The following is a 16,808-nucleotide window of genomic DNA, read 5'->3' as shown; positions in this document are numbered from 1 at the left end:
AGCTGAGAAATGGTCTCTTTTAAGCAATGAAATAGAGAGGCAATTTATTGTAATTGGCATAGCTGATCGTATGCTATTTTAGTGTGTTATTAATGGTAGTGAGGCAGTGTGTCGGCTCGTTTTCGATCCCCTCAAACTGCGTTTCATTACCTGCTCAAACCTATTGATAAGTTATACTTATGAGTACGGTTTTATTTTATTAGGTTGATCTGCGTAAGAATGTCATCTTGGCATCATATGATGAACCCACTAAATAACCTATGAGTGGACATAATGAAAACATCTAAAATTCTTCCTTTTTTGATCAGCAGTTTGTTGGTTGGTTGTAACAGTAACTCTTCTAATACAGATACAGAAGAACCTGAATTACCAGCTCCAGCACCTCAACCGGAATCTTACCAAACAGAAGTAAAAGTGCTTTCAGCTAATATGTGGAATAGCTTACGTCGAAACTTCACTACAAATGATCGCTTATCCTTTGATATCGCAGTAGAGGAACTCAAGTTTGCTTCTCCCGATGTTATTTTACTTTCAGAGGCATCAGGTGTGACTGCTCGTCTTGGTGAAGAGTTAGGTATGTATGTGTGGCAAGGTAAGCATGATGTATCAAGTGTTGGACTACTTTCTAAATATCCTATAAAACAGGTTTTTGATAACCAAGATATTCATACTGATAATGGTAACGTTATTGGTGCTATTTTGGATATTAATGGTCGTGATGTCCCTGTATGGAGTGCTCATTTAGATTATCAGAATTATGTCGTTTACGACGCGCGTGGTGGTAATGGTTTTACTTGGTCTGCACGTGAAGGTTGTGTTGCGGTATCTGATTCAGATGAGCTTGATATATTAAATGAACGTTCGATGAGGCCCGATCAAGTTAGGTACATGCTGACTAAGCTTACAGATAATAAAGATAACAATGACTTGATTATATTTGGCGGTGATTTTAACGAAGCTTCTGGTTTAGATTGGACCGAAGAGACAGCTTATATGTTTGATCATGCAGGTACTCAACATGACTTTTTAACCCATCGTTTGGTTAAAAATGCTGGTTATACAGATACTTATCGAGAGCTATATCCAAATCCCGCCACTCACCCTGGTTTGTCTTGGCCATTCCATAAAGATGATAGTTGGACTGATGGCGACAGTTACGTTACTCAATGTGGTCGAGCATTAGATGATCGAGACCGTTTAGACTTTATTTACTATAACGCACAGGCTTCAGGTGTAGAATTAGTTGATGCATCACTTATTGGCCCACGAGTTCATACTTATTTCCCTGGTCCTCATGGTGAAGATGATAGCTATACTTGGTCGGACCCACATAGTGGTGTAAAAGTTGATGCTGAAGGTGAGCCTCAATATGGTGAGCGTGAGTTTGTTTCTGATCATCTTTGGTACTCAACAAGCTTTATTGTTGAGACACCATATGATGCACCACAGAGCGAGCCAGTTATATGGGAGCCACAATTCGAGAATGTAGAATTAAGTGCTGAAGGTGAAAACTTAGTGATTAAGTTTACACTGAATAACTTAGATCTGATGCGTGATGATTGGGGGTATATATTTGCCATCATGGGTGATCGCAGTGGGGCACGTGATAGTATTTGGCAAACTGAGATAATTGAAGGTGATATTAACAATCAGCAATTTGAAATTAAAGTTTCTAACAATGTGCTGAGTATGCTTTCTAGCTCTGAATATGATCAAGCTTTGCAATTACGATTACGCAGAGATGCAACGATTAATGGTTGGCGTAAAGATTATGCTCTATTAACGATTAGTAAAGAGCAGATAGAAGAGTACGTAAATCTAGCAATGTAATTGTATAGGTGTGTTTAATTATAAAAAATGAACAATATTGGGTTATTTTAAAAATAACTCAATTTGTTCATTTTTTTGATCATTTTGCTAAAGAGGTGCAATTTATTATCTGAATATTTTGAAGTAAGTGATGATAAAACTAGATACCACTGCCTTGTTCTTCAATAGGATCTTCATGTAAGCCACATTCTCTTTTCAGTCCGAAGAAACGTGTTTCTTCTTCACTCATGCCCGCTTCAAGTGGACGAGATGTTTGTACATCACCTACAGATACATAACCTTGTTCCCATAATGGATGGTAGCTTAGACCATTAGCTTCAAGGTAATAATGTACTTCTTTATTACTCCAATCAATGATGGGTAAAAACTTAAAACAACCATTTTGAATACTTAAAACAGGTAGATCACCACGGCTTGACGATTGAGTACGACGTAACCCAGAAAACCATGTTTTGGCATTTAGTTCTTTTAATGCACGTTTCATTGGTTCTACTTTATTCATCAAGTTGTATTGAGTTAATCCATCAACACCTTGGTCCCATAATTTACCATAACGCGCTTCCTGCCAAGCTGCACTATGCTGTGCACTGTAAATTTTCAGGTTTAAATTAAGCTGTTTAGTTAAATCATCAATAAACTGATACGTTTCAGGAAATAAATACCCTGTATCAGTCAAAATAATAGGAGTGTCTGCTTTCACTGATGTTATTAAATGTAAACATACAGCGGCTTGAATACCAAAGCTTGATGACAGTACAAATTCACTTTCTAAATGTTCAACAGCCCATTGAACACGCTCTAATGCAGTCATTTTTTCTAATGCTGCATTGGTGTCAGCGAGCGCAACCGTTTGCGCTGCTTTAGAGAGTGTTAATAAGTGAGCAAGCTCTAATCTGTTAGGCATAAAAATCCCTAGCTGCAATAACTACTTCAGCAATGATGCCAGCACGGATAACAAAGTCACCAAAGTCTTCATTTTGGTTTCGTTCGTTTGCCCAGCGGCCAATTAATTCGTCGAGTGTACTAACGATAGTTGCTTCATCAATATTCTCAGCATACATTTTTGGCAGTCGAGTCCCAATCTTGTTACCACCTAAATGAAGGTTATAACGACCTGGTGCTTTACCCACTAAACCAATTTCAGCCAACATCGCACGTCCACAGCCATTTGGACAGCCTGTAATACGTAGGATGATATGATCTTTAGCAATACCATGTTTAGCTAATAAACCTTCAACGTCATCTGTTAAACCTGGTAGGTAACGCTCCGCTTCTGCCATTGCAAGAGGACAGGTCGGTAGTGATACACAAGCCATTGAATCAAGGCGTTGAGCACTTGTTCCATCGTCTATTAAGCCACACTCACGTGCTAATTTTTCAATGTTATCTTTTTCAGACTCAGGCACACTTGCGATAACTAAATTTTGGTTAGCTGTCATGCGGAAAGTACCTTGATGTACTTTAGCAATTTTAACTAATCCTGATTTTAGTGGTTTTCCGTCAAAGTCTAAGATACGGCCGTTTTCAATGAATACAGTTAAGTGCCATTTATTATCGATACCTTTAACCCAGCCGATACGATCGCCACGTTCAGTAAACTCATAAGCACCTGGTGCAGCAAAGGTAACACCAGAACGTTTTTCAACTTCTTGTTTAAAAGTTTCAATGCCGTGTGTTTCTAATGTGTATTTAGTACGTGCATGTGAACGACTGACACGACCACCTAAATCACGCTGTGTTGTCACAACTGCTTCAGCGACTTCTATTACTTTATCTGTTGGAATAAAACCAAAATCATCACCCAAACGTGGGAAAGTTGTTTTATCGCCGTGTGTCATACCTAAACCAGCGCCGACAACAACGTTGTAGCCAGTGATTTTTTCATCTTCAATAATAGCGATGAAGTTAAGATCATTAGCATGAATATCAACATCATTATAAGGCGGTAGCGCCACTGCAATTTTAAATTTACGTGGTAAGAAGATATTGTGATAAATCGGCTCTTCTTCAGTATCTAATACTTTTTCACCATCTAACCAAATTTCAGCATATGCATTTGATTTTGGTAAAAAGTGCTCACTAATTTTTTTAGATAGCTCGTAAACTTCTGTATGTAACACTGATTGTTCAGGGTTAGAAGTACAAATAGTATTACGGTTAACGTCACCCGCTGTAAAAATAGAATCGATATTCGCTTTGAACTTAAGCTCTTGGAATACTGATTTTAAGTTACGTTTAAATATTCCGTGGTATTGGAATGTTTGACGTGTTGTTAGGCGAATACTGCCCGCATCTGTTAACTCTTCAGCAACGCGGTCTATTTCTAACCATTGTTGTGGTGTTACAACACCACCTGGTAAACGTGCGCGTAATAAAAATGAATATAAAGGTTCAAGTTTTTGTTGCTTACGCTCAGCTCGACGATCACGGTTATCTTGTTGATATAAACCATGGAACTTAACGAGTTGTACCTCATCAGATGGAAATGCACCTGTTGTATTGTCATTAATTCCTTCTACTAATTTACCGCGAAGGAAATTACTTTCAATTTTAATGCGTTCGTTGTCGTGTAATTTCTGGCTCATTAGTAAACATCCCTTTGGTAGCGTTTTGCTTGGCGTAATTCTGTTAAATATTCTTCTGCGTCTTCAAGGCTTAATTTACCTTGCTCGCTGATGATTTCGATGAGTGCTGTTTGTACATCTTTAGCCATACGGTTTGCATCACCACAAACGTAGAAGTGAGCACCATCTTGTAACCATTGATAAACTTCAGCAGCATTTTCTTTTAAACGATCTTGTACATAGATTTTCTCTGCTTGGTCACGAGAGAAAGCTAAATCTAATTTAGTTAATAGACCTGATTTTAAATGTGCTTGCCATTCAACTTGATATAAGAAATCTTCGTTAAATGTTTGGTCACCAAATAATAACCAGTTCTTACCCGTTGCATCACTCGCTTCACGCTCTTGCATGAAGGCGCGGAATGGTGCAATACCAGTACCTGGGCCAACCATAATAACTGGCGTTTCAGGGTTGCTTGGTAAACGGAAATTATGATTGTCTTCAATAAAGACTTTAACCTCACCACCTTCTTGTAATCGGTGTGATAAGAAAGTTGATGCGCTGCCGCCACGTTGTTGCCCAGTTTCATTTTCAAATAAAACGGCACCTACTGTTAAATGAACTTCATCTTCAACTTCAGTTTGGCTAGAAGCAATTGAATATAGGCGAGGACTACTACGACGTAATAGGGCAATAAAGTTTTCTTCTGTTACTGCATCGTTACCTTCATTTGTTACAACATCAACAATCTGATGATTGTTAGCAAAATCACGACATGCATTTTTATCTTCAGCTAGTGCTAACAATGCTTTATTTGCTGTTAATGCGGCATAACCTTCAACAAAACCTGGGTGTGTACCTGTTAACTCAAACTCTTCAATTAACGCGTCTTTTAATGAAAGTGATTTATCACCGAGAGTGATCTCTTTGTTAGCATCTAAACCTAGTTTTTTAATAAGTTCATCAACCATTGATTCATCATTTTTAAACCAAACACCTAGAGCATCACCTGCTGTGTAATGTAAGTCTGAACCTTCTAAATCTATTTCGATATGACGAACATCTTTAGCTGATTGCTCTCCAGTGATTTTTTGGCTAGTTAATAAGCTTGCTGTAAATGGGTTTTGCTTATTATATTTATTTTCACTTGCTGCAGTGTTTGCCGTTGGCGCGATAGAGGCTGTGCTTACACCTGCTTTTTCAAGAGTTGCTTCAACAGCGGTTAAGGCTTTATCAAACCAAGCTTGTGTCACTTCTTGATAATCAACGTCTGCATCTAAACGCTCTGTGATAATTTCACCACCAAGTGCTTGTAAACGTTGTTCAAAATCTTTACCTGTTTGGCAGAAGAATTCGTAGCTTGAATCACCTAAACCTAACACTGCAAACTTTAGACCTGCTAGTTTTGGTGCTTTTTTAGATGCTAAGAAAGCATGTAGATCAATCGCATCATCAGGTGCTTCACCTTCACCATTGGTACTTGCAACGACAATGACATGGCTTTCATCTTTGATTGCTTTTACTTTGTAGTCTGCCATCGAAATTAGCTGATGAGGAATGCCTTTAGCAGTAGCTTGCTCTGCTAGCTCTTGTGCAACGCCTTTTGCGTTTCCGGTTTGTGAACCGACTAAGATAGTTAAGCTTTGTCCTGCACTTTGTACCGGTGCAGCTGCTGTTACAGGTCCTTGACTAACGCCTGCTAAATAGCCGCTAACCCATGCAGTTTGAACTGCATCTAGACCGGCTGTTGCTTGTTGCAATTGAGCCAGTTGAGACTCTGATAAAGGCGATGTTAAGGCCGATAAATTATTAAGTGCCATGAAGTAATTTCCACTAATACATTAAGATAAGCGCAGTTTACGTGAGGTTTTTAGTGTCCCAAAAGAATAAAAGCTAATCTTTTATAACTAAATAGCATTTAAAACCGTGATTAAATTTTATTTATTATTTTAAAAAATTTGATTGGCAGGTAATAATTTTGAGTATTTATAAGGTGAGAGGAGGGCTTGATTTTTGAAAAGGGGGGAAGTCAAGTAACAATAAAAAAGCCATAAACAGGTAGTGTTTATGGCTTGATATTATACTCATTTTTTAACTAGTTTGGCTTAGAAGTGTAGTTCTACACCTGCAAATAAGCCTTTATTTTTTTGTTGCGGTGTAACGCTGTTTTCAAATTCCATTTCTTGAACACGGTATCCAGCACGTACGGTGAAATTTATTAAAGCTGAATCAGGATTAAATGTATAAGCTAAACCACCTTGCATATCTAATGCTTTATCATCAGTCACTGAACCACCAATACCTTCAGCAAAAGCGTACATACCCATGCCTGGTATATGTAATTTTGCTGCACCATAACCTTGAGCTAAATCAGCTTTTTCATCATAGCTTTCAATTCTGGTATAAGCCAAACCAAAATCAAACTCAAATAGGTCATTATCAAATAGTTGGTAATATAAGATACCGTTTGCCATTGAACTGCCATCATCAGAGTTATTAATTTTTTTTATGTCACTATTAGTAAGATCTGAATATTTTACTTTTACATTAGGAATCAGTGGGATGAAGTGTTCAAATGCAACATAACCAGAAAAGTTATTTGATGTATCTGAATCAATTGAAGCACCTTCGAAGCTTGTTTCATTATTTTGGTAATCAATACCAGTATAAATACCTAAATGATCTGCCATAGAAGGCATGCTAACAGACGCTGCAATAATTGCGGCTAAGGCGTGTTTTTTCATCATGGTAAATTTTTCCTATATAGAATAAATATTAATAATTAGTGTTTGTGATGCTTTTTATCAGACATATTGTGTGACATGTTAATTTTTTTTACTGGTGCGTCAATTGTTACTTTATCGCCATTATCAAAAGAAAGAGCAATTTTAACTATTTCACCTTCGCTGAGCGCTTTTTTCAAGCCCAAAAACATGACATGGTAACCACCTGGTTGTAATGAGTTGCTAGCATTCGCTTCTACAACAACTGCATCAACTTGACGCATTTTCATCATACCGTCTTCTTTAACATGGTTATGCAATTCAACACGATCTGCAATATCACTTTCTGCTTTGATTAGTTTTACACTTTTATCAGTATCATTTTTAATGGTAAAAAATGCAGCACTATTTTTAGCGTGTGGTGGTGTCGCTCGTACATATTGGTCGCTAACCTGTAAGCCTGCGGCAAAAATATTTGCTGAGAGTAAAAGGGAGCCTAATAGAAGTGTTAAGCGTTTCATGGTTGATCCTTTTTATATTGAAAAAAGTAATAATAAATAAGGTAAGCGAGTAAAAACCAGAGACCAAATTTTAATATAAATGAAAAAGTACTAATGAGAATAAAGCTCAGTATTATGATTGCTGCAATAACGAATAAACTAACAATCGAAATGCCAAACATAAAAAGCACAAAAGCGGACAACAGTAGTGCTGATAACTCGAGCATTTTATTCTCCTAAAAATGAAAAATGCAAAGTACATATAACTGCACTTCGCATAATAACTTTAATGATTCTTTATTGTGGCTTAACCGCGCAGTGCTTTATCACCACGAGCGATACCACAAACACCAGAACGAACAATTTCTACAATCTCACTTGCTTCATCAATTGTTGCTATAAAGGCATCTAATTTAGCTCCTGCACCAGTTAATTGAATGGTATACAGGTGTTGAGTAATATCAACAATTTGGCCTCGATAAATATCACAAGTACGTTTTACTTCTTCACGTCCCTCACTGTTAACTGTTCGCACTTTGATCAACAGTAATTCACGCTCTACATGTGGGCTTTGTGTTAATTCTGAAACACGTAATACATCAACTAATTTATGTAACTGTTTCATCATTTGTTCAAGCGTTGCATTATTGAGTACATCGGTTGTAATGGTCATACGAGATAATGTTTTATCGTTAGTCGGTGATACCGTTAGTGATTCGATGTTATAAGCACGTTGTGCAAATAAACCAACAACACGTGCAAGAGCACCAGATTCATTTTCTAATAATACAGAAATTATTCTACGCATCAGTTTGCTCCGTTTTGCTTAGGTACATGTCTTGCATACTGCCAAATTTAACTTGCATTGGGTAAACGTGTTCTTCAGGATCAATCGCAACATCAATAAAGACAACTCGTTCTTTTAATTCAAATGCTCTTTCTAATGCAGGCTCAAGTTCATCAATCGTATCTACTTTAATTCCAACATGATTATATGCTTCTGATAATTTAACAAAATCAGGCACACTATCCATATAAGAATGAGATTGACGACCACCGTAGAACATTTTTTGCCACTGTTTTACCATGCCTAATGAACGATTGTTTAATAGCAAGATAACAACAGGAATGTTGTATTGCATACAAGTTGATAACTCTTGAATATTCATTTGAATAGAGCCATCACCTGTTACACAAACAACAGGGCGATCTGGAAATGCAATTTTACAGCCCATTGCAGCTGGTAAGCCAAAGCCCATGGTGCCGGCTCCACCTGAATTGATCCATTGGCGAGGTTCTTTAAATGGGTAGTATTGAGCGGCAACCATTTGATGCTGACCTACGTCAGAAGTCACAATGGCATCACCTTTTGTTACTTTATATAAACACTCAATCACTTGCTGTGGTTTGATGTGTGTATCAGATGTTTTGTAAGCAAGGCATTTCTTAGCGCGCCATTCATTAATTTGATCCCACCAAGCATTAATACTTTCACTGTCATTCGTTGCTTTTGTTTCTTCAATCAAATCTAACATCTGCTGTAATACCACTTCAACGCTACCTACAATCGGTAAGTCAGCATGGATATTTTTTGAAATTGAAGTTGGGTCGATATCAATATGCATAATTTTTGCATTTGGACAGAATTTTTCAACATTATTGGTTACGCGGTCATCAAAGCGTGCGCCACAAGCAAAAATTAAATCGGCATTATGCATTGATTTATTTGCTTCATAAGTACCGTGCATACCTAACATACCAATAAATTGTTCGTGTGCACCAGGAAATGCACCCAATCCCATTAGCGTATTAGTAACAGGTAAATTTAATTTTTCTGCTAACTCTAATACTTGTTTTGAAGCATTCGCAATAATAGCTCCGCCACCTACATATAAAACAGGTTTTTTAGCACTTGTTAATGCATTTACAGCTCGTTTTATTTGTCCTTTATGGCCGCTTAGTGTTGGGTTATATGAACGCAAGCTAACGCTTTCAGGATATTGGTAAGGGAATTTGTTTAGTGGGTTTTGTACATCTTTTGGCAGATCAATAACCACTGGGCCTGGGCGACCTGTTGAGGCAATATAAAATGCTTTTTTGATAGCAATTGGGATCTCTTCTGCAGTACGGCAAGAGAAACTATGTTTTACAACTGGGCGAGAAACACCAATCATATCAGTCTCTTGGAATGCGTCGTCACCAATCCAGAAAGTAGGTACTTGGCCAGATAACACAACCAGTGGAATCGAGTCCATATAAGCTGTTGCGATACCTGTAATACAGTTTGTTGCACCTGGTCCAGCTGTTACTAATACACAGCCTACTTTACCAGTTGAACGAGAATAAGCATCTGCCATGTGTACAGCAGCTTGCTCATGACGTACTAAATAATGCTCGATTTTATCAGATTGAAAAATTGCATCATATATATCTAGAACTGAACCGCCTGGGTAACCAAAGATATGTTCTATACCTTCGTCTTGTAGTGAACGCACTACCATTTCGGCGCCTGAGAGCATTTCCATAATTTGTATCCTTATACAATCGGTTAATTGCGTCGTTTTCTACCTGTATCGGGTAGAAGCGAACCTTTCTTTTAAGTGAAGTTTTACTTTACGTTAATGAAAATAAAATGCATCCCTAAACCTTAATATTTTGTATATTTTTTTAATTTTTTTGTCGTCTCTTCAAACTTTTGTGAGAGTCAATTTAATATCATCAATGATTGCTAACACAAATGAGGTATTTAGTACTCGTTCGGATGTTTTTATAAGAGTAAAAGTCATTAGGAAGGTGTTAACAAAAATTTCTACTCTATTTCCTTATAAAAAGCACCGTAGACCTGATATTAATTTCACCTGCTCTCTATTTATTTCAGCCATAATTGGTTAAAATTCGCCTCTTTTTACGAATAGACTAATAGCGGGCATAGATGTTTGAAGTAAATCCAATTCTGAATCAACTTAAAGACCTAACTGAGCGTGCTGAAATGCTTAGGGGGTATCTTTGACTATGATGCAAAAGTAGAGAAACTTGAAGAAGTTAGTCGCGAACTCGAATCACCAGAAGTATGGAATAATCCTGAACATGCTCAAGCATTAGGTAAAGAGCGCAGTAGCCTTGAATTAGTGGTGAAAACCATTGATGCATTAACAGAAGGTACTGATGAAATTGAAATGCTGATTGAAATGGCCGTTGAAGAAAGTGATCAAGATAGTTTTGATGAAGCTATTAAAGAAGCAGATGAGCTTGAAAAGCAGTTAGCTGTTTTAGAATTCCGTCGTATGTTTTCAGGTAAGCAAGATGCTTGCTCTTGTTATCTTGATATTCAGTCGGGCTCTGGCGGTACAGAGGCGCAGGATTGGGCTAATATGTTGCTGCGTATGTATTTACGTTGGGGTGAAGCAAACGGTTATAAAACTGAATTAATGGAAGCAACGCCGGGTGATGTCGCAGGTATTAAAGGGGCAACCATCCGTTTTAGTGGTGAGTATGCTTATGGTTGGTTACGTACTGAGACAGGGGTTCATCGTTTAGTTCGTAAATCTCCATTTGATTCGTCAGGTAAACGACATACTTCTTTTGCATCTGCATTTATCTATCCTGAGATTGATGACAATATCGAGATTAATATTAATCCTGCAGATCTACGTATTGATGTATATCGCGCTTCTGGAGCTGGTGGTCAGCATGTTAATACAACAGAATCTGCGGTGCGTATTACGCATGTTCCAACTAATATTGTTGTACAGTGTCAAAATGACCGTTCGCAACATAAAAATAAAGACCAAGCAATGAAGCAACTTCGTGCAAAATTGTATGAGCATGAATTACAATTGCAGAATGCTGAGAAACAAATTAATGAAGATGGCAAATCTGATATTGGGTGGGGTAGTCAAATACGTTCATATGTATTAGATGATTCACGCATTAAAGATTTAAGAACAGGTGTTGAAAACCGTAATACACAAACTGTGTTAGATGGTGATTTAAACAAATTTATTGAAGCAAGCTTGAAATCAGGTTTGTAAGGGGTAAACAAATTACACGCAGTATTGAAGTGTAACTTGTTCGCTAATAAAACAGATTATTAAAGTAAGACACTAAACAGATAGGAACTATCATGTCAGAGCAAAACAAAGCAGAAGCACCACAAGTTGAATTAAGTGAAATCCTCGCGCAACGTCAAGCTAAATTAGATGCAATGCGTGAAAAGGGACAAGCTTTCCCAAATGATTTCCGTCGTGAAAATATCTCTGACGATCTGCACCAGCTTTATAATGAAAAAAGTAAAGAAGAGCTAGAAGCATTGGCTGTTGAAGTGAGTATTGCTGGGCGTATGATGACTCGCCGTATTATGGGTAAAGCAAGCTTTGCAACAGTACAAGATATGGGCGGTCAAATCCAAGTGTATGTTGCGCGTGATAACTTAGCTGAAGGTTTCTACAATACTGAATTCAAAAAATGGGATTTAGGCGATATTGTTGGTGCAAAAGGTGTTTTATTTAAAACTCAAACAGATGAGTTAAGCGTTAAAGTATCTGAAATTCGTATCTTAACAAAAGCATTACGTCCATTACCTGATAAATTCCATGGTTTATCTGATACCGAAGCTTGTTACCGTCAGCGTTACCTTGATTTAATTGCTAACGAAACATCTCGTAAAACATTTATTTTACGTAATAAAATAGTAACGGCTATTCGTACTTACTTAAATGAACGTAACTTCATGGAAGTTGAAACACCAATGCTACAAGCCATTCCTGGTGGTGCAACAGCGCGTCCATTTGAAACATTTCATAACGCACTAGACTTACCAATGTTCTTGCGAATTGCGCCTGAATTAAACCTTAAGCGTTTAGTCGTTGGTGGTTTTGAACGTGTGTTCGAAATTAACCGTAGCTTCCGTAATGAAGGTGTTTCAACTCGTCATAACCCAGAATTTACTATGATTGAGTTTTACCAAGCTTATGCAGATTACATTGACCTAATGAACTTAACAGAAGATATGTTACGTACTATTACTGAAAATGTATTAGGCTCAAGCGTTGTGAAATATGGTGAAGAAGAATTTGACTTTGGTAAGCCATTTGTTCGTTTAACAATGAAAGAATCAATCCTTGAGTACAATGAAGGTATTGAAGCGTCTGAGTTAGAAAGTATGGAAGGTTTGAAAGCACTAGCTAAACGTCTTGATATTCATATCAAAGATAGCTGGGGTGAAGGTAAAGTATTAACTGAAATCTTCGAAGAAACTGCTGAGCATAAATTAATGCAACCAACTTTCATTACAGCTTACCCTGCAGAAGTATCGCCATTAGCACGTCGTAATGATGATAACCCTGAAGTAACAGATCGTTTTGAGTTTTTTGTTGGTGGTCGTGAACTAGCGAATGGTTTCTCTGAGTTAAATGATGCACAAGATCAAGCACAACGTTTCATGGATCAAGTTGCACAGAAAGAATCTGGTGATGATGAAGCAATGTTCTACGATGCTGATTATATTACTGCTCTGGAACATGGTTTACCGCCAACAGCGGGTGAAGGTATTGGTATCGACCGTTTAGTTATGTTGTTTACTGACAGCCATACTATTCGAGATGTATTATTATTCCCTCATATGCGCCCACAAGCTAAATAATCTTTTTTAGTCTTTGTCTTAAGCCTCGTTTATACGGGGCTTTTTTATGCCTGTTATAAAATTATTGCTCTATCGTTGTTTTCTAATACCTTTTTTGAGTTCTTATTAGCAGTTCAATTTGCTGTCTGTTATCTTTTATTGGTATGACGCTCTATATTTATGTAAATACAGCATAAATACCCATTAGATAGTGAGAAGATCACAAGGATGTCGCGGTGAAATATTTAATTTCTTGCGTGTTATTAAGCCTATTATTTTTAAATCCTGTTATCGCAGATGATTATACTGGTTCCCGTTTTGGAGGCGGGTATTCGCAATCTAATATTTATATTGATGCTTTAAATATGTCATCTGATGATGGTGTGGGGTTTAAACTTGAGTATGGTTATGATCTTAATCTTTTAGTCAGTTTTAATTTTTCTTATGAAGCTAATGATGAAAAATTTAATTCCATTGATGGAGAAGGGCAAACGTTAAAATTGGGAGGGGATTTAGGGTATGCAATCTCTATGCAAAAGGCTTATTTAAAACCTTACGTTACATTAGGTTATCTTCTTTATACTGAAGAAAGAGTTGATAATAACCCAAGTGACCCAACCAAGGATCCTCATTCCATATTTAATGATAATACTTTTTACTATGGGGTAGGACTACGTTTTCAGTATATTGATTTTTATACGGATCTTAGCTTTGATATGTTTAATATTAATGATTCAAATTATGACTATTCATTTAAACAAACGGCCGTCACTATTGGAATTAAGTTCTGATCTTCCATTTGTTAGTAAAACTTTGATAGCGACAAATAGGCTTGAGTGACCTATTTATCCACTACCATTGAGTATTCTTTTCTTAGAAATTTAATTTTGTTTCTATCTGTGAAACAAAATGGCTTAAACCTTGTTCATCAATGTCGTTAAATCGCTCTGTAATAGGGCTATCAATATCTAATACAGCGACGGTTTTTCCATTGTGGTTAATCGGTAAAACAATTTCAGATTGGCTTGCAGCATCGCAGGCAATATGTCCTGGAAATTGATGCACGTCAGCAACACGTTGAATTGAATTTGTGCTAAAAGCGGTACCACACACACCTTTTCCTAAAGCAATATGTACACAAGCAACATTTCCTTGGAATGGTCCTAAAATAAGCTCATCATTTTTTAATAAATAAAAACCAACCCAATTTATATTATCTAAATTCATGTTTAATAAGGCGCTAATATTTGCAAGGTTTGCAATTAAGTCTTTTTCATCTTCAATTAATGCCACTGCTTGTTTAGTCAGTAACTGGTATTCTTTTAATGTTTTCATTGTGTTTAACCTATTTGTAATACGAGAAGCGCGCTCGCTAAAAAATAATAAGCACATGTTAGTTAGATTTCTTTACGCAAGCAATAAAACTCTACCCTCTTCAATAATGTTATGTGTAAATCCAGTAATTATGTTTGTTATTTTCTTATCTAAAATATTCTTTCACTATTTTTACACATTTGTTGCACATTCCGTTGTTAATCTAGACTGGCTACTTTTAGCTAATAAGGAAAATTTAATGAAAACTCGTTCAAATATAATAATTGCTTTGCTGGTTATTTTAGGTGCTAGTAGTCAGCTTGTTGCGCAAGAAATGCAACAACAAAATGGTCCTAAAGGTGAGCGTCCTGATTTTACTTCAATAGATATCGACAATAGCGGAGATATTGACTTTGATGAATTTTTACAACAAAAACTTCCTCATGGTGATCATCAAACGGTATTTGATGATATGGATAAAGATGGAGATGGATATATAACTGAAGAAGAGTTCAAAAATCATAAACCACCTCGTCCACCAAAACGTGATTAATCTAAATATTAAAGAGGGGGGATACCAATCACGTACTTAATGTAATTGGTATTATTTAAGCTTCCTCTTTAAATTTCTTGTATATCAAATGAGTAAAGGTGCTTTGTAAATTTAATACCGGCCTCTAATAATCAAGTAGAATTTAACGTTACAGAGTAAAAGGAAATATATACTGACGTTTCTCTTTCTGTGTATTAATAAGGTGGATGAATATGAAAATTCATAACAAACTATTTCTCATCTTATTTAGCTTCAGTCTGGTATTAGTAACCGTTTTAATTTTGTTAATACAGTGGAGTATTGGCAAAGGAATGATTGAGTACGTAAATAGTAAAGAAATTGAAGCATTAAAGCCCCTTATTGTTAAGTTAGAAACTGCATATAAAAAAGAAAATAATTGGTCTTCTTTACAAGGCAAGCATCGTGTTTTTGATGATTTAATTTTTTCAACGTTAACTGATCATGAGTTGAGCTCATCATCAAGACCACAATTAAGAAGGCCTAAAGCCGAGTTGCAGGGAGGACGACCCGAACAACGAAGAGCTCCTCCTAATCATCGTGCAGACAACCCCAACAGAGCACTTGATTTCATTCCTCCTCATGTTCCGCCAAAAGACAAAGCTGGTTATGCTTTGTTAGATAACAAACAAAATTTAATTGCGGGGCATTACCGTAAAAATGTTGAGCATAGCCGAACTATGATCACGGTGAATAAAAAAGTAGTAGGTTGGTTAGTTATCCCTAAACGTAAGAAAATTACTGATGGTTATGAGCTTGCTTTTATTGAGCAGCAACAAAATTATTTATGGATCATTGCATTAGCGACTATGTTTTTAGTGACCTTAATTACTCTATTACTTTCACGCCATATTGCTCAACCTATTAAGCTTGTGATATCGGGAATGCATAAATTGACACAAGGGGATTATCAACAGAGTATCGATTTAAAAAGAAAAGATGAACTTGGCGATCTAAGTCGAGATTTTAATGAGTTGGCCATCACTCTAAATGAAAACGAGAGTACTAGAAAACGTTGGCTAGCGAATATATCTCATGAATTGCGGACTCCTGTCGCCATTTTACGTGGTGAATTAGAAGCTATGTTAGATGGTATTAGACCATTAAATAAAAGCAATATTGATTCTGCTAATGATGAAGTAAAACATCTTCAGAGTCTTATTGATGACTTACATCAATTAACAAGTGCTGATATTGGCGGTATGCATTATCGCAAGAAACATCATAATTTTACCTTATGGTTACAATCTGAAATGAATAAGCATAGAAGCTATTTAGCGGCTGCTGATATCTCATTATTAGTTGATATCCCAGAGACTAAAATCATGCTCTTTTCTGATAATACTCGTTTATGTCAGTTGTTTGAAAACTTAATTAATAACAGTATCAAATACGCAGAAGCGAGTGTTGTTAGGGTTTCTTTAGCGCTGGATAATACTGAAATGAAAAGTTCGATTGTTATTAAAATTGAAGATAACGGTATAGGCGTACCAGCGGTGCATTTACCTCATTTGTTTGAACACTTATACCGTGTTGAAAACTCTAGAAATCGTAAGACAGGCGGTTCTGGTCTTGGACTATCAATATGTGCTCATATTGTTGCAGCGCATCAAGGACGTATCGTAGCAGAGCGCTCAAGCTTGGGTGGTTTAGCTATTATCATTAAACTCCCTTTAAGTTAAACGC

At 36.7% G+C, this 16,808-nt stretch carries 14 protein-coding genes; 6 read left to right on the top strand and 8 right to left on the bottom strand.

The features are described from left to right. Positions 1 to 273: 273 nt before the first annotated feature. Positions 274 to 1,830, top strand: a complete 1,557-nt coding sequence (locus E2R68_RS04800) for an endonuclease/exonuclease/phosphatase family protein (RefSeq protein ID WP_134276364.1) — start codon at positions 274 to 276, stop codon at positions 1,828 to 1,830. Positions 1,831 to 1,969: 139 nt separating this feature from the next. On the opposite strand, the gene E2R68_RS04795 is transcribed toward E2R68_RS04800, so the two are convergent. The 7 genes from E2R68_RS04795 to E2R68_RS04760 form a co-directional block, all read right to left on the bottom strand. After that, a complete protein-coding gene (locus E2R68_RS04795; protein ID WP_134276363.1) occupies positions 1,970 to 2,734 on the bottom strand; it encodes a phosphoadenylyl-sulfate reductase in 765 nt (254 codons plus the stop codon). Next, entirely contained in the window at positions 2,727 to 4,415 is a 1,689-nt protein-coding gene (cysI, locus tag E2R68_RS04790; protein WP_134276362.1) for an assimilatory sulfite reductase (NADPH) hemoprotein subunit, read from the bottom strand. Before cysI ends, E2R68_RS04795 begins: the two co-directional genes overlap by 8 nt. Continuing rightward, positions 4,415 to 6,214: an assimilatory sulfite reductase (NADPH) flavoprotein subunit gene (locus E2R68_RS04785; RefSeq protein WP_134276361.1), complete on the bottom strand. Its 1,800-nt coding sequence runs from the start codon at positions 6,212 to 6,214 to the stop codon at positions 4,415 to 4,417. The genes cysI and E2R68_RS04785 overlap by 1 nt, the downstream gene beginning before the upstream one ends. Before the next feature lie 285 nt (positions 6,215 to 6,499). Beyond that, complete coding sequence (locus E2R68_RS04780; RefSeq protein WP_243834599.1) at positions 6,500 to 7,141, bottom strand: TIGR04219 family outer membrane beta-barrel protein; 642 nt, start codon at positions 7,139 to 7,141, stop codon at positions 6,500 to 6,502. Between the two features lie 35 nt (positions 7,142 to 7,176). After that, positions 7,177 to 7,638 (bottom strand): copper chaperone PCu(A)C, encoded by a 462-nt coding sequence (locus E2R68_RS04775; protein WP_134276360.1) that lies wholly within the window; start codon positions 7,636 to 7,638, stop codon positions 7,177 to 7,179. A gap of 286 nt (positions 7,639 to 7,924) precedes the next feature. Next, on the bottom strand, positions 7,925 to 8,425 hold the full coding sequence (gene ilvN / locus E2R68_RS04765) for an acetolactate synthase small subunit (RefSeq protein ID WP_134276358.1): 501 nt from the start codon (positions 8,423 to 8,425) through the stop codon (positions 7,925 to 7,927). Next, entirely contained in the window at positions 8,418 to 10,142 is a 1,725-nt protein-coding gene (locus E2R68_RS04760; protein WP_134276357.1) for an acetolactate synthase 3 large subunit, read from the bottom strand. The genes ilvN and E2R68_RS04760 overlap by 8 nt, the downstream gene beginning before the upstream one ends. Positions 10,143 to 10,549: 407 nt before the next feature. Between E2R68_RS04760 and prfB the strand changes: the two genes are divergently transcribed. The 3 genes from prfB to E2R68_RS04745 all read left to right on the top strand — a co-directional run bounded on the left by prfB (position 10,550) and on the right by E2R68_RS04745 (position 14,028). Beyond that, positions 10,550 to 11,648 (top strand): peptide chain release factor 2 gene (prfB, locus tag E2R68_RS04755; protein WP_134276356.1). Its coding sequence is split into 2 segments (ribosomal slippage): positions 10,550 to 10,624 and positions 10,626 to 11,648, totalling 1,098 coding nucleotides; the frame shifts between segments, so codons are not numbered across the junction. Between the two features lie 92 nt (positions 11,649 to 11,740). Beyond that, positions 11,741 to 13,258, top strand: a complete 1,518-nt coding sequence (gene lysS, locus E2R68_RS04750) for a lysine--tRNA ligase (protein ID WP_134276355.1) — start codon at positions 11,741 to 11,743, stop codon at positions 13,256 to 13,258. A gap of 215 nt (positions 13,259 to 13,473) precedes the next feature. Further along, complete coding sequence (locus E2R68_RS04745; protein ID WP_134276354.1) at positions 13,474 to 14,028, top strand: outer membrane beta-barrel protein; 555 nt, start codon at positions 13,474 to 13,476, stop codon at positions 14,026 to 14,028. An 82-nt stretch (positions 14,029 to 14,110) separates the two neighbouring features. Here the strand turns inward: E2R68_RS04745 and msrC are convergent, their stop codons facing one another. After that, positions 14,111 to 14,572, bottom strand: coding sequence for a free L-methionine (R)-S-oxide reductase MsrC (gene msrC / locus E2R68_RS04740; protein WP_134276353.1), 462 nt, complete (start codon positions 14,570 to 14,572; stop codon positions 14,111 to 14,113). Between the two features lie 238 nt (positions 14,573 to 14,810). Between msrC and E2R68_RS13875 the strand changes: the two genes are divergently transcribed. Continuing rightward, complete coding sequence (locus E2R68_RS13875; protein WP_166738803.1) at positions 14,811 to 15,104, top strand: EF-hand domain-containing protein; 294 nt, start codon at positions 14,811 to 14,813, stop codon at positions 15,102 to 15,104. Between the two features lie 212 nt (positions 15,105 to 15,316). After that, on the top strand, positions 15,317 to 16,804 hold the full coding sequence (locus E2R68_RS04730) for an ATP-binding protein (RefSeq protein ID WP_134276352.1): 1,488 nt from the start codon (positions 15,317 to 15,319) through the stop codon (positions 16,802 to 16,804). The last annotated feature ends 4 nt before the right edge of the window (positions 16,805 to 16,808 follow it).

This window comes from Psychromonas algarum, from assembly GCF_004376845.1.
In the GTDB taxonomy this organism is placed as follows: Bacteria; Pseudomonadota; Gammaproteobacteria; order Enterobacterales; family Psychromonadaceae; genus Psychromonas.
Note: the sequence above shows the minus strand (reverse complement) of the source record. Positions and strands in the feature narration are given on the sequence as shown.